Origin of the sequence: Actinomyces sp. ICM58 (genome assembly GCF_000283035.1) — a bacterium.
Lineage (GTDB): Bacteria > Actinomycetota > Actinomycetes > Actinomycetales > Actinomycetaceae > Pauljensenia.
Genome location: NZ_ALIY01000115.1, coordinates 1 through 13,829 on the forward strand (window position 1 = coordinate 1; position 13,829 = coordinate 13,829).

General features: G+C 62.9%; 10 protein-coding genes and 1 pseudogene. 7 read left to right on the top strand and 4 right to left on the bottom strand.

The annotated features are described in order from the left end of the window. Window positions 1–731: pseudogene (locus HMPREF1138_RS11265) on the top strand (hypothetical protein); the annotation flags it as partial. A gap of 39 nt (window positions 732–770) precedes the next feature. Here the strand turns inward: HMPREF1138_RS11265 and HMPREF1138_RS05530 are convergent. Next, window positions 771–1,814 carry an EcsC family protein gene (locus HMPREF1138_RS05530; RefSeq protein WP_039937084.1) on the bottom strand — a complete coding sequence of 348 codons (1,044 nt, stop codon included), beginning with the start codon at window positions 1,812–1,814 and terminating at the stop codon, window positions 771–773. A 162-nt stretch (window positions 1,815–1,976) separates the two neighbouring features. Between HMPREF1138_RS05530 and HMPREF1138_RS05535 the strand changes: the two genes are divergently transcribed. From HMPREF1138_RS05535 to HMPREF1138_RS05545, 3 genes are all read left to right on the top strand, one after another. After that, on the top strand, window positions 1,977–2,795 hold the full coding sequence (locus tag HMPREF1138_RS05535; protein ID WP_009057539.1) for a YbjN domain-containing protein: 819 nt from the start codon (window positions 1,977–1,979) through the stop codon (window positions 2,793–2,795). Between the two features lie 174 nt (window positions 2,796–2,969). Next, window positions 2,970–3,269: a type II toxin-antitoxin system TacA family antitoxin gene (locus tag HMPREF1138_RS05540; protein ID WP_009057542.1), complete on the top strand. Its 300-nt coding sequence runs from the start codon at window positions 2,970–2,972 to the stop codon at window positions 3,267–3,269. Further along, a complete protein-coding gene (locus HMPREF1138_RS05545) occupies window positions 3,257–3,784 on the top strand; it encodes a GNAT family N-acetyltransferase (RefSeq protein WP_039937079.1) in 528 nt (175 codons plus the stop codon). Before HMPREF1138_RS05540 ends, HMPREF1138_RS05545 begins: the two co-directional genes overlap by 13 nt. 116 nt (window positions 3,785–3,900) lie before the next feature. Here the strand turns inward: HMPREF1138_RS05545 and HMPREF1138_RS05550 are convergent, their stop codons facing one another. After that, window positions 3,901–5,388, bottom strand: a complete 1,488-nt coding sequence (locus HMPREF1138_RS05550; protein WP_009057534.1) for an alpha-amylase — start codon at window positions 5,386–5,388, stop codon at window positions 3,901–3,903. Between the two features lie 155 nt (window positions 5,389–5,543). Then, window positions 5,544–6,548, bottom strand: coding sequence for an EcsC family protein (locus tag HMPREF1138_RS05555; RefSeq protein WP_009057531.1), 1,005 nt, complete (start codon window positions 6,546–6,548; stop codon window positions 5,544–5,546). Window positions 6,549–6,725: 177 nt separating this feature from the next. On the opposite strand from HMPREF1138_RS05555, the gene HMPREF1138_RS05560 reads away from it, so the two are divergent. From HMPREF1138_RS05560 to HMPREF1138_RS11090, 3 genes are all read left to right on the top strand, one after another. Next, on the top strand, window positions 6,726–7,598 hold the full coding sequence (locus HMPREF1138_RS05560) for an EamA family transporter (RefSeq protein WP_009057544.1): 873 nt from the start codon (window positions 6,726–6,728) through the stop codon (window positions 7,596–7,598). 223 nt (window positions 7,599–7,821) lie between these two features. Beyond that, the gene (locus HMPREF1138_RS11615) at window positions 7,822–8,655 is read left to right on the top strand and encodes a serine/threonine-protein kinase (RefSeq protein ID WP_081495987.1); all 834 of its coding nucleotides are present in this window, start codon (window positions 7,822–7,824) and stop codon (window positions 8,653–8,655) included. Then, window positions 8,652–9,797, top strand: coding sequence for a hypothetical protein (locus HMPREF1138_RS11090; protein WP_155887142.1), 1,146 nt, complete (start codon window positions 8,652–8,654; stop codon window positions 9,795–9,797). The genes HMPREF1138_RS11615 and HMPREF1138_RS11090 overlap by 4 nt, the downstream gene beginning before the upstream one ends. Window positions 9,798–10,691: 894 nt before the next feature. On the opposite strand, the gene HMPREF1138_RS05565 is transcribed toward HMPREF1138_RS11090, so the two are convergent. Next, window positions 10,692–13,619 (bottom strand): AAA domain-containing protein, encoded by a 2,928-nt coding sequence (locus HMPREF1138_RS05565; protein ID WP_009057538.1) that lies wholly within the window; start codon window positions 13,617–13,619, stop codon window positions 10,692–10,694. Window positions 13,620–13,829 lie beyond the last annotated feature (210 nt).

A 13,829-nucleotide genomic window follows, 5' to 3' on the forward strand; every position in this document is an offset into this window, starting at 1 on the left:
CCGAGCCGGTCGTCATGCCCGAGCCCGAGCCGGTCGCCGCGCCGGAACCCGAGCCGGTCGTCATGCCCGAGCCCGAGCCGGTCGTCATGCCGGAGCCCGAGCCGGTCGCCGCACCCGAGTCGGAGCCGATCGTCGCGCCCGAGCCGGAGCCCACCCCGGCCTCGTTCGTCATGCACGAGGAGGACGCCGACCTGGCAACCACACAGATGCCCCAGGTCCGCAGGATCGCGGGCTTCGATTGGGATATGCCCGCCGCGCCTCAGGCGGCTGCCGAGTCCTCGTTCGAGACTCCCGCTCCCGAGGCCCCCGCGTTCGAGGCGCCCACACCCGTTTCTCCGACGCGCAACAACGGTTTCGTCGCAGGCCCCGCCGAGGGCTTCCCCTCCGCTCCTGTTCAGCCCAGCGCACCCGTTGAGCCCGCGACTCCCGCGCCCCTCTCGACGTCAGAGCCCCAGGCTCCCCAGTCCCCGCAGATTCCGGCCGCGTTCCAAAGCGACTGGAACACCGATTTCTCGTGGAACGACGAGGTGCGCGAGGAACAGGAAGCCGAGACGAAGCGCCGCGGTCGCTGGCCCTGGAACAAGCGCCGCAAGAAGCAGCGCGACGAGGACAACAAGCCGACCCTGCCCGAGATCGACGAGCGCGACGCCGCCACTCGCATGCCGATCATCGCGGTCGACGCTCAGGACGACGACTGGAACGACTGGCAGAACTGGAACTCGCAGAACTGACGCCGTCTCCGAGGTGCCGGCGTCTCCGAGGGGTGCTCGTTACCGCGAGCGCCCCTCGGTTTGCGTGAGCTCGACGTAGGCGGCGATGTTGGCGCTGATCTCGTCGGCCAGGTCGGCGCTCACGACGCCCGTGGAACCCTCCCCCGCCTCGTCGATGTAGCCGTAGCGCTCCGCGAGGAAACGCTCCCGATACAGGTGGTCGGCGGTGTCCCCGATGGTGCGCATGAGGGAGGCGTTGACGAACGCGCCGACGACGATGCCAACGAATGGCACGATCTGCGCGATCTTCAGGCTGGCCAGACGCGCGCCGAGGGAGGCGACCAGGGAGTTTATGGCGGCTGAGAACACGTTGGTTCCGACGCTATTCATCGGTCCGCGCTTGGCGACGTCGCGCATCACCTTGTTGAAGGCGATCATCGTCGTCTGCTTCTCCACGACTGCGCCTTCCCCGGCGCTCTCCGGATCGATCGCTTGCGAGAGCACCATCGTGGCGAAAAGGTTCTCGGCGGGATCGACCGTGTCGTAGCCGTAGTAGGCCGCCGTGTGGGACACGAGCCGCGTCGCGGCACCGAGGAAGGTCGCGATGTCGAGGGCGATAACCGAGGCCGTGAGGGCGATCCCGGGGGCCGAGGCGACACCCAGGCCGAGGACCGCCGCGATCGAAGCGCCGGAGGCGACGACGCCACTGAACGCCCCCTCGGCGGCTGCGGCGCTCGAATACGCGATCTTCAGGTGGGGTCTCACCGGGCGAATCTGGTCGAGGTCCAGGCCGAGACGGCGAATGTCCTCCAGGCACTCGACGTCGTAGCCTGCCTTGCGGTACGCCCTGAGGATGCGGCGTCGACGCACCGAGGCCTCGGACACCGAAGTCGCTTTCTCCATGAGGCCAAGCCCCACCGCGGACACCGCCCGGGCGACGGCAGCGCCCCCGGGGACCTTGCGGGCGACAGACACAATCGTGCCAAGGGGCGCCATCAGGTAGGAACGCAGGCGCTGGGAGATGACGCGAAGGCGCCTGGGGCTGATCTGGGCCTCTTTCCAACGCTGAATTTCCTCCCACTGGGCGGCGTCGCCGGCGCTCATGCGTGCGCGGGCCTGCTCGTTGGCAGGCTCGTGGCCCCTGGAGGTTTCTTTCACGCTGCCACCCTACACAACTCGGCGGCGTCACGGAGCGTGGGGGCGCCCACCGCCCTGTTATGCTGGAGTCTTGGTCATCACTCGTGGCCTCACGACGAAGGAATTACCGTGGATTCGCGCGCACAGCTCATTGATCGGGTCAACGCCCTGCACGACGAGGGTGAGCATCAGAAGATCATCGCACTGATCGAACAGCTGCCTCCATCATCGATGGGCTACGAGCTCACGTGTCTGCTGGCGCGCGCCTATATCAACTACGCGCAGCCGTACATGGATTCCTTCTCCGAGCACATCAACCGGGCCGCGGAGCTGCTGCGCAGCGTCGAGGCGGAGGGCCTGTCCGACCCGCTGTGGTACTACCGCATCGGTAGCGCCCTGTATTGGCTGGACCAGGAAGAGAGCGCCCTGACGTACCTCGAACAGTGCGTCGCCATGGACCCGTCCAACGCCTACGCGCCCGAGCTGATCGAGCAATGCAAGCGTGCCCTTGATCGGCGCAGGATCGTCCGCCCCGTCGACTTCGCGCGCCTCGTCAGCTATTTCGAGGAGAAGGACTACACCTACGAGGTGGAGGATGGGCGTCTCCACACCGGCTTCACGCACGGCTTTTTCATTTTCTCCATCGCCAACGACGGCACAGACCTGTGCATGTGGAGTGCCGTGCGTGAGGAAGTGTCGATGGAGCTGCGTTCTCGCCTGCTCCAGGGGTGTAACGACTGGAATAGCTCGACGACGTGGCCGAAGGTCTACGTCGCCACGCTGGATGACGGCCGTCAGCGCCTGTGCGCGGAGCAGTTCACGATTATCCGCCTGGGTATGACGGACGCGCAGCTCTTCGACAACATCGACCGCTTCATTTCGGCAGCCGAGGCGTTCTTCAAGGACCAGATCGAACGCGTCCCCGCCCTGGGCGGCACCGCCGAGTAGGAGCGCCCCTGAGCGCGGGGCCGATCACGCGGGGCCGAGCTGCCCGAGTGCGGGCCTTCTCCGCGCGGGCAACCGCGGCCTCGCCGAGGGGACGAGGCAGTGGCCCGTGTCGCGCGTCGCCGCGCCCCACTCTTGACGATGCCATACACTGTATGTACATGAGGGAGGGGCGACATGCCGACACAAACGACCGCAACAAAGTCCTCGCGTATCAATCTGCGACTGACTCCCGCCCAGGAGGAGAAGCTGCGCTACGTCGCAGCTTCCTCGCAGACGTCACTGAGTGATTTCGTGCTCGCTTCGGCCTTGGACCGCGCAGATCGAGCGCTCGCAGACCAAACGGAATTTACCGCGGACGACGACGCTTTCGACCACCTCCTGGAGGCACTGGACAACCCCCTGCCGACGGCGCGGATCCGCGCCCTCGCTTCCCGCCCCTCCCCCGTCGGATCGACGCTGACATGGACGCAATAGGACAGCCCACACTGGAGCCTCCTCGACGGCTGGAGCGCCACGATCGACGCGGAGATTTCACGTGTGGCAACGACGAGCTGGACCAGTGGTTTCACCGTTACTCCTGGCAAAACCAGAAAGCACACAACGCGGTGACATACGTGGCCCAGCAGGGCGGGCGCGTCGCCGGATACTACGCACTTGCTGCAGCGACGATCCGGCGCGACTGGTCGCCGGCAAGCTTCGCCGCCCACCGGCCCCAATCCATTCCGTGCATGCTTCTGGCCCGGCTCGCCGTCGATCGGAGGGTGCAAGGCCAGGGCGTGGGTACGACGCTGCTGCTCGACGCGCTCCGCAGGACACTCGCGGCGTCCGACCAATTCGGTATCGCCGCCCTTCTCATCCACTGCAAAGACGAGGAGGCACGCGCCTTCTACATGCGCCACATCGATGCGCTGGAGTCTGCGGTCAGCCCGTTGCAGCTGGTCGTCCCGACACGAACAATTGCCCGTGCCCTGGGCGGCACCGCCGAGTAGGAGCGCCCCTGAGCGCGCGGGGCCGATCACGCGGGGCCGACCTGCCCGAGTGCGGGCCTTCTCCGCGCGGGCAACCGCGGCCTCGCCGAGGGGACGAGGCCGTGGCCCGCTCCCAGTCAGATGCTCGGCACGTAGACGCTCAGTCCGCCGTCGCTGACGAGGCCCGTCAGCGTCCCATCGTCGGCGACGCGCACGGGCGGGTGGCCGCCGATGAGGCACTCCCATTCCTCGCCCGCGTGGTGGGCGCCCACGGACAGGGTTTTCTCGGCGGCGCGGCGGTCGGATAGGATGACGGCGCAGCCCGTGCCGGGCACGTCCGCCCTGCCTTCGCGGGCGAAACCGACGACGTCCGGGTCGTCGAAGGCGTTGTGCTGGGGGCCGATCGCAGCGCGGAAGCGCACGCCCATGAGGATGGGGAGCTCACGCACGGCGGGCAGGTCGCCGGTCTCGGGGGTCCCCAGGAGGTCTCCCCAGAAGACGCAGGGAACCCCGGCCTCGTTGAGGAGGATGAGCGCATAGGCGGCGGCCTTGAACCAGGAGGCGACCGTGGATGCCAGGGACTGTCCGGGCTGGGTGTCGTGGTTTTCGACGAAGGTGACGGACAGTTCGGGGATCGATGCCGTCAGCGTGCCCTCCCACAGGCGCGACAAGTCGACGTTGCCGTCAGAGACCGAGGCCTGGTGGAGGTGGTAGTGCAGGGGCACGTCAAAAAGCATCGCGTTGGGGACCTCGCGCAGGTACTGCTCCAGCTCGCGCACGTCTCCGCTCCAGTACTCGCCGACGGCGGGCAGCAGACGGCCGGTTGAGGCACGCAGGTCTTCGAGCCAGCGCGCGTAGAAGTCCGAACCCACGTGCTTGACGGCGTCAAGGCGCAGCGCGTCCACGCCGGTCGTCTCCACGTACCAGCGGCCCCACCGGTCCAGCTCCTCGCTCACGCGGGGATCGGTGACGTGCACGTCGCAGCCCATGAGGTAGTCGAAGTTGCCGAACTCTGTGTTGACGGACTCGTTCCAGTGCTTGCCCTCGAAGAGCCACAGTCCCTCGCGCCCCGTCGCCGCGTCCCAGTCAATGCCGTGGAAGCACGTCCAGTCCCATGTGAAGTCGGAGTAGGCTCCCGCTCGACCCGGGAAGGTGAATCGGGTCCAGGCCTCGATCATCTCGGGTTCGCCGATTGCCTCATGACGGTTATGGGGGTTGATCGGGGTAGCTCGCACGGTCTCGGAGGCGTCCGCGCCCATGCGGTGGTTGAGGACGATGTCGGCGCACACGGCGATCCCCGCCTCGTGCAGGGCGTCGATGGCGGCCAGGTATTCGTCTTTCGTCCCGTACTTCGTGGGCACGGACCCCTTCTGGTCGAATTCGCCCAGGTCGTACAGGTCGTAAACGCCGTAGCCAACGTCCTTGACGCCGCCATGGCCCTTGTAGGCGGGCGGCAGCCAGATGATGGTGACGCCCAGGTCCGCAATCGATTGGGCATTCTCGGCGAGGTAGCGCCAGTGGCTCGCATCCGCGGTCATATCCCAGGCGAAGGCCTGGAGGATCAGGGGTCCAGCCTCTTGCGTCGAGGAGAGCAGGGCTGGTGTCTTCGTCTCACTCACCCGCATATGGTGGCAGGTTTGCCCTCGGGTGGGTGGGCGGGGAGGTGAAACAGTGGCGCGTTAAACACGCCCGGGACGAGGCCGTGGCCGCCCTGCGCGGAGGGCGCGGAGGGCGCGGGTGCGCGGACGGACGGGGTCGGCCACGCCTCGCGTGTGGGGGCCTATTTGTGCTTTTGAAAGCGCTGTTTCACGCCGCTCGAGATGCCGGAGGCGGCACTCGAGGCCCCGGTGACGACGCCTGAGGCGGCGCTCTTCACACCGACCATGACAACCCGCGCTTTGCCTTTCATGGTTTCTTGGACTCCGTCGGCGCTGACCTGGTTGCCGCGCGCCGGGGTCGTGTCGTTGACGTGGCGAGCCCAGGCCTCTGCGTCGATGCCGCGGGGCGGGAGCTCTCGCAGGTGCGCCTTGAGGCGGGAGGACTGGGCTTGAAGCGCCATGAAGGTCAGGCCGCTCGACACGAAGCCGCCGATGATGGGAACGACTTTCGAGACGCTCTTGGTGAAGGTGCTCTTCGTGATGTTGATGCCGATGACGCGCAGGGAGTATTTGACGACCGGGTACCAGGTGATGCCCATGAGGGCTTTCTTGGTGACGTGGTTCTGGTAGGCGGTGGTGGCCACCAGGCGCGCGAAAGCCGTCAGCGACTGGGCGGCGCCTCCGACGCCGAGCATGACGCCGAAGAAGACGGCGAGGACGCCGATCGTGTCGTCGTCGGTCTGGTCCGCGTCGGCGACGAGGTCGTGCCACCCGTACAGGTAGGCGAGTTTTTGCATGATCCGCAGCGCGTGCGCGTAGTACTGCGTCAGGTCTGCGGGGATCGCGGCGACCATCGCGAAGCCGCCGGGGATGCCCGCCGCGAAGGAGATGGCGGCCGACTTGTTGGTTTCGTAGGAGATTGTCTCTTCCGCGAGGCCGTCGAGCACCGCCAGGGGGACGCCCGCCGCCGCGGGGTTGGTGTCGAGGGAGCGCGCGATGATGTCGTCGCTTGCGTGAACCTTGGCGAGTTCTTGGCGCAAGAACTCGTCGCGGCGGATGCGCACGCCCGGGAGGCGAACGATCTTGGTGAGGAAGTCTAGTCCGCGGTGCTCGGCCTCGGCCTCTTGCACGGGGGTGAGGCCGCGCAGTTCGTCGCCCACTCCATAGTCATTCGTCTTGTCGAACATTGCGCTCCTTCACGTCTGTGCGCGCACCGGCAGCGCGCGCTTACGGGATCACTCTATCGCGCGTGGGACTCCAGTCGGGCTGTGGCACGAGGCCGGGGCGTAGTCGGGCAGCACGGGCGCGGCGGGGGCGCGTGGCCGCACCCCGGCCTCGGGTGTGTCAGGACGTACAGTAGGGGCATGTGGATTGTCGCCGCCTGCTTGTCAGCCCTGTTCGCTGGGTTGACGTCTGTCCTGGCAAAGGCGGGCGTCGCGACGACGAACTCGACGGTCGCGACGGCGCTGCGCACGGTTGTGGTGGTCGCGGGGGCGTGGGGCATGGCTGCGCTGACCGGCACAGCCTCCGGTGTCGCTGTCATTGATGGGCGCTCGCTGGTTTTCTTGGTGTTGTCCGGGTTGGCGACGGGCGCCTCGTGGTTGTGCTACTTCGCGGCGCTGGCGCGGGGGAACGTGTCTCGGGTGGCTCCCATCGACAAGCTGTCGACGGTGCTTGCGATCGTCCTGGCGCTGGTCCTGCTGGGCGAGCCGGTGAGCGCGTGGGGGGCGGCCGGGATCGTGGCGATCACGGTGGGAACGCTCCTCATGGTCGAGCCTTCCGACCTGTCGGGCCTGCCTCGTGCGCTGAGCGGGGGTGGCAGCTGGCTGGTGTACGCGCTCTCCTCCGCTCTGTTCGCGGCGCTCACGTCGATTCTCGGAAAGGTCGGGATTTCGGGGGTTGATCCGACGCTGGGGACGGCGGTGCGCACGCTGGTGGTCCTGGCGATGGCGTGGGTGGTCGTGGCCGCGCAGGGGCGGGCGCGCGAGGTGCGGTCGGTTCCGGCGCGCGAGCTGGCGTTCATCGTCGCGTCGGGGGCGGCGACGTGCGCGTCGTGGTTGGCGTACTATCGCGCGCTGAAGGGCGGGCCCGCCTCGGTGGTGGTGCCCATCGATAAGCTGTCGATCCTGGTGACTGTCGCCTTCTCGGCGGCGGTGTTTCACGAGCGTTTCACGCGTCGCTACCTGGCTGGCTTGGCGTTCCTGTGCGCGGGAACGGCCGCCATGGTGGTGGCGTAGGACCCATACAGCCCCATAGTAAAACTAGAACCAACTTGACACTATTCTAACCGTCTCACGTCGTCACAACTAGATACACGCTAGCACCACTATGAGAAAGACTAAACAACGGCTACTCGTAGCAACCACCGCACTCAAGAGAAACCAAAGTCAACAGAAGCACGAGAAGAGTTAGACATCGCAAACCGATGCGTAACGATGTCAAATATGACATCATGTTACCATGACCGATTCTCTACTAAACAAGGCATGCAGGTCCTTGAAGGTACGCCAAATCAGGCCCCTAACCGCCGGAGGCCAGAAACAGGTACATCTTGTGACCACTGCCCAAGAAGAACAACGCGTATTGAAACTGATTGACCTCCAGTCCGTTAACGATCCCGCCGCATTAGAAAGAGCGCGACGAGAGGTTGAGCTACTCCAAAGCATAAACCACCCAAACGTAGTAACCGTCAAGTCAGAGCTGACTTCTATTGGCGATCCAATTCAAGCGGTATTTTGGCTGGAAGATTACTTGAACGGAGAAGATCTTCGCCATTGTTGTCCCCTCGAAAATGTGGAGGAGCTTCAAAGAATGGCCTCTGATGTTGCTTCCGGCTTAGGTGCCCTTCACAACGCAAAAGTGGTTCATCGCGACCTTAGTCCCGGGAACGTACAGCGACTCAATTCTGGAAAATACGTCGTTATGGATCCCGGTTTCGCCAAGCATACTCTCCGGAGCGGCCTTACTATAGGGGGGCAACCGGGGACATTTGGCTTTCTATCACCCGAGCACCTCAATCGATATTCGGGCGCACCTACACCAGCATCAGATGTATTCGCCTGCTGTGCTCTAGTCTACTTTGCCGCTACAGGCAAGTCCCCCATCCCTTTCAATGGAGATGAACGTGACTACTATGAACGCCTACGCAGGGCCAATCATGCGCCACTCTCCAATCTACGCACAGATCTCCCTATGGATTTCATGCGCGTTATAGAAAGAGGGCTGCACGCACAACCCGCCCGACGATTCCGAAATGGAACAGAGCTATACCAGGCACTTAAGGAAGCACGATGAGCATTTTAATTAGCGACACCGCCAGGAATAACCTAAGCAGCTGGGCAACAAGGGCGATTCGCGACGGGTACGCAATCGGCGCATGCTTGTCGCCTTTTACCTCGCCGGATAACTCTAATGGTTACAAAAGGTCAGCAAAAGATACAGCAGATGCAATCCGGGAAGCTGGAGGTGAATTCTGGTTTGATCCAATGACTTACGCACTTGACATGCCACGCACCACGGATTTTAAACATTATAACACATGGGGCCTATCAAACAGGATATGTGAAATAACTACGCCAAAAGACTTAAAGATACACATTAAAAGAATTTACGAAATTCAGACCAGACTGGGAAGCCAACTGCTTGCACCCACACTATTGCTAACAGCGCCAAACTCCACAAAGAGTCAACAAGCTTTAGAAATGAGCTGCGAAGCTATCAACATTGAAGGAAAGACATGGCTCACTATCGCAGGAGATCAGCACTTTTGGAGTACAGAAGATGAACTTGACGCTCATATTGGAGCACTGAATCAGTTAGAGCCATCTGGCTGGTTCCTTGTCGTAACGCGCGACAATAACTCAATGCCCCCAAAAGCAACACCTGAAGAGATTTACGGCCTTATGCGAACAACGTACGCGCTAAGCCAAGACCGCCCCGTTCACATTTCCTTTGGCGACCTCGCAGGATTGCCAGCAGTAGCCGCCGGCGCCTCGACTATATCCACCGGCTGGGACTTACGGCAACGGATCTGCGCCTACCAAGATTTCGAGGAACGACCTAGCGATCAGCCTGGAGGAGGCTGGTATCAACGCCCAACGTTGTACGGACTCATGGGGGGATTATCAAAACGCGAATATATGACGCTCACTTCAGAAAAACCAACGTTGGCTAAGCAGCTTGCTCCCGGAGAAATCGGCCCGAAACCCGAACAAGCTTTCAAGCATCACGCACAAGTTCTTAGCGAACTTGTATCCGAATTGAATTTACTTTCAGGTGAGAGTCGCGTTAAAGCGCTGTGCAACCACTACGAGCAGGCCCTTCCTACATGGAAGACAGTGGCCTCAATCACCGGCGCCTCACTAAGTGCAGAAGACTGGATTCATCCATTCCAACAGGGGTTAAGACTATTCACCACTGCGGAAGGCTGGGACTGACGAGACAATCGCTGCATAAACATATTCAAAGCCCCAGAGCCGCTTGGCAACATTCGCTCGCCTCGCTCTGGGCTTCACAATCCATCGATGGTCCGAAAACAACCCTGCCTCATCATTTACTATTGCCTCGACTGCACGCTGCCTTGCAATGGCGCCGACCCCTCCAAGCAGTACGACATAATTGTCTGCCCAGGATCGGTATGCACGCCCCTGAATCATCGCGCGCTGCCAGTTTTTCACCTTTGCTTCTAGAGCAAAGAGAGTCCCCTGAGGAACTAGCTCGGGGATAACGCAGTACGCCCCACCCTTCGTAATCTTAACCGCCCCCGCACGATGTAACTTTCGCAACACCGGAGCCAAGTCAGTTGAAGACCAACCAATACGACGTAACAAACTCGATTCCGACAGAGGCCTATTCACATGCAACATTGAGAGAACAGCACAGTCTGCTTGCACTAGCTGAGGAGGAATGCCACTAGATATTCTCCGTTCCAGCCAATGATTACCTCCAACAAGCGCAATAAAGTCTGGCTGACCAAGTGGACCAGGCACCTCAGAGACGAGTATAACGCCTCTTTCCGACCCCGGTAATGTAGATGCCGCCGGGGACGCGAGCGCATACAATGCACGTTCTTCGCGCGCCTCAAATTGTCGACCGGCATGTGACACCATCGGCTGAACTGTCCGCAGTTTATCTTTGGGTAGCATTTCAGTACAACTCCTACATATGAATCTATTGGGACATAATTCCTATCCCATATTTTTAGCATAGTACACATTGGGTTCTGACACGCACGAAGCAATTTCACACGTCTAAGAAATTCCTCTTATTTGTGAACGCCTCTGAGCTTGCTCGTAACTTGTCATAGTGTCTTATCGGACACCAACAACCGATCAGAGCAGCTTGTCCAACGCCTCTCGGATCAGTCGTTCCTCCCCCGAGCCGTTCGTCGGCAAGCGCAGGACGGGAACGCCGTACGCGGCCATGATCGAGTCTTTGCGCGCGTCGCGCTTGCGCTGAGTATCACTGGCACCGTGGTACTGCCAGCCGTCGACCTCGATGGCGAGGACAAGGCGACCGGTCACCCGCGAATACACGCCGAAATCAAGCGCACTATCCGTGAACACGAAGGCACGCTGCTCCTCGCTCAGGCGGCGCGTATTCGGCAGCGCATCTTTAAGGAACACCTCGATCTGATAACCAAAGCGCGAATAGGCCGGTTCCGCAAGAATCTCGCGCAGGCACTGGTCCGCGACGTTCTCGGCGGGAGAGCGCCGACGGTCGGCCCACTTGGCACGCGAGTAACGTTCGAGCGACGCGCTGTAGGCGTTGTAAAGGACATCGAAAATGGAGACGATGTCGGACTGGACGACGGCGCTTGGGTCGTACATTTCGATGTAATCGAGCAGCGTCCTAATGTTTCGGCTCAAGCGGACGCCTCCGTGCGTGGTGACGACGATGAACCGGTCTTTGGCGCGCGACACGATGACGTTCGTCATGGCGTCAGAATCGTAGAACTCGCGCGCGGCGGCCCGGTCGTGCGCGTTGAGAACCGTCGACAAGATGACCGTTCCCGCGCCGCGCCCCTGGAACTTGTGCGCGGTCTCCGCCAGCCATCGGGCGTGCTGGCCTTCCCCGAGGTCCGCGCGGATACGCTGGCGCAGGCCGGTCGCTTGCACCCGGAACGGAGTCACAACGCCGAGGACGAAGTCGCCGGACTCGTCCTTATCGTTCGCCCCGATCCCCTCGCGAATGACCCGCAACTCCTCGAGCTGGGCGATAATCTCGATCTCTCTCTGGGAGAAGAAGCTTCCCCCGCGCGCAGGCCGCCGCGCGTGGTTTCCCGGTGCGGCGTAGACGATCGCGAGCGGATCGGGGGCATCCTCCGTCGGCACGCGCATCGGGATGAGCTGGCCGCCGTAGTACATGCGGTTGCAGAACTCGATGATTGCGGGGTGGCAGCGGTAGTGCTCTTTCAGCAAGGTGCTGGGCACCTGCGCGGCCTCGGCCATCATTTTCACGGAATCGAGCAGCGACACCTTGCGCACATCAAATCGTTTCGCGGGCGGTTGCCGTTTGCTTTCGTCCCACCCCTGGAAGATCGGCCCGATCTGCCGCGCGTCACCGACGATGACTGCGTTGCGAGCCTTACTCAGCGCCGCCATTCCCTCCGGGAGCAGGACCTGCGACGATTCGTCGATGATGATCCAGTCGAGCAGCGTATCCTCGGCCAGGTTGTGACGGATCGAAAAGCAAGTGGATGCGACCACCGGGTAGGTGCGCAACAGAATGTCCGTCTGCCGGTTGAGCCACTGATTGGGGCTCAGACGGCTCGGCCGTTCGCGCTCGAAACGGTCCCGGAGGGCGGCGTCCAAAGCCTCGCGGGAACGGCGACGGTACTGCGCACTCACCTCGACGAGGCCGTGGCGGGCCGCGCGCGCCTCCGCTTCCTCGATGCGTTGGGTCAGTTCGCGTTCACGAGCCTCGTAGAAGGCGAATTGGAGCGCCGACTGGACATCCGGGTCCCCCAGGTCGACGCCCTTCAACGATCCGTAGGCGAAGTAGCGGCGCACCCGCTCGATGAAGCCCCGAGGGCTGCGCCCAGGCCTCGGCGCGCAGCGGGCGAGGGCAAGCAGGTCAGCGATGGTCTCGGAGGTGCGCCGAACGACGGCCAGATGCGAAATATCCGCGAGCGGGCGGCGACTTTCCTTCACTTTCTCTTCGAAGAGGAAGCACTCACGCTGGGTCGCGGTCAGCCGTGCCCGGATCTGCGGGATGTCGCGCGCGTCCTCCCACAGGGCGACGAGCTGCCCCTCCTCGGCCCGCAGCGCGACCTCGTTAGCACGGGCGGATGCACCCGGCGCGGCAGTGGACGCCTTCTTGGCCCAGGCCTCGCGCCGCTGCTCGAGAATCCCCTCACGCTGGTGGAATTCCTTGACACGCTCAGCTTTTCCGAGGCTGGCCACCAGGAATCCGTAGCCTTCCTCTCTCAGCTTGTCGATGACGTTATCCACCGCGGAGTTGGCGCCTGCGACGACGCCCACCGACTTGCCCTGAGCGATAAGAGAAGCGATCAGGTTGAGGATCGTCTGCGTCTTACCAGTACCGGGCGGGCCGTCGATAATCGAGATCTGATGCGTGAGCGCGGCCCGGATCGCGTTGCGTTGATCAATGTTGGAATGGAAGGGCATGATGAGCCGGTCGCTCGCGCCCGTCTTCACGGAGGAGACGCCCGCAAGGAAAGCCTCCAGGGCGGAGCCTTTCGGGGCGCTCGGGAGCCACTCCCACACGTTCGCGAGAATAGCGTCGGGCAGCATGTGGTCCGCACCGACCCACTTGCGATAGCGCCCGCTTGTGTCCAATGTTGCCCCGGCACGTCGAGCCTGCGCGCGGACTTCCTCGCGCACGTAGTCAAGGATGGAGGCGTTCTTTCGTTGCTGCGGCGTCGCGAACGACGCCCTCACCTCGTCGCTTCCGTAGCGCCGAAGCGCGAGCTTGCCGTCAGCTTTTCGATACGCCAGCGTGTAGCGCGGATTACGCGGGTGACCCGCGCGGCGAAGCGTCCAGATGATCTCGACGTTGTTCCAGCGCTGCCCGCACACCCGGATCTCATCGAGGGCGTCGACCTTGCGGCGCTCAACCTGATCGTAGAGGCGTACCCGATCCTCGCCGTATGGATACTGTTTGCCGTTGGTGTAGGTGACGACGACGCGATTTCCGTCGCGGCACGCCTTCGCGACTTTCCAGGTGTGGTCCTGCCAGTTCTGCGAGTCCCTGTCACGAATCAGTACGTGCATCGCGCGCGAATCGACGGCTTCCATGCCCCTCCCCCGTGAGTCTTACACCCAGGATAGGCGATTGACCGTTGCCCTGGTTGGTTGCTGGACACCTGCGGACCGCCCGCGGGACGCAGATGTGCGTGGCCCCTCGTATCGTGGCGCTATGGGTATGTCACTTGTTTTTCTCCTGGTTGGACTGGTAGTTGGCGCTCTGCTCGGGTACGTGGCGGCGGTGGCGCGCCGCGCCTCGCA

What these genes read in the sequence shown, in the direction of transcription:
- HMPREF1138_RS11090 (WP_155887142.1), top strand. Translation starts at nt 8,652, where the DNA reads ATGAGCATTTTAATTAGCGACACCGCCAGGAATAACCTAAGCAGCTGG.
- HMPREF1138_RS05545 (WP_039937079.1), top strand. Translation starts at nt 3,257, where the DNA reads ATGGACGCAATAGGACAGCCCACACTGGAGCCTCCTCGACGGCTGGAG.
- HMPREF1138_RS05550 (WP_009057534.1), bottom strand. Translation starts at nt 5,388, where the DNA reads ATGCGGGTGAGTGAGACGAAGACACCAGCCCTGCTCTCCTCGACGCAA.
- HMPREF1138_RS11615 (WP_081495987.1), top strand. Translation starts at nt 7,822, where the DNA reads ATGACCGATTCTCTACTAAACAAGGCATGCAGGTCCTTGAAGGTACGC.
- HMPREF1138_RS05555 (WP_009057531.1), bottom strand. Translation starts at nt 6,548, where the DNA reads ATGTTCGACAAGACGAATGACTATGGAGTGGGCGACGAACTGCGCGGC.
- HMPREF1138_RS05530 (WP_039937084.1), bottom strand. Translation starts at nt 1,814, where the DNA reads ATGAGCGCCGGCGACGCCGCCCAGTGGGAGGAAATTCAGCGTTGGAAA.
- HMPREF1138_RS05540 (WP_009057542.1), top strand. Translation starts at nt 2,970, where the DNA reads ATGCCGACACAAACGACCGCAACAAAGTCCTCGCGTATCAATCTGCGA.
- HMPREF1138_RS05560 (WP_009057544.1), top strand. Translation starts at nt 6,726, where the DNA reads ATGTGGATTGTCGCCGCCTGCTTGTCAGCCCTGTTCGCTGGGTTGACG.
- HMPREF1138_RS05565 (WP_009057538.1), bottom strand. Translation starts at nt 13,619, where the DNA reads ATGGAAGCCGTCGATTCGCGCGCGATGCACGTACTGATTCGTGACAGG.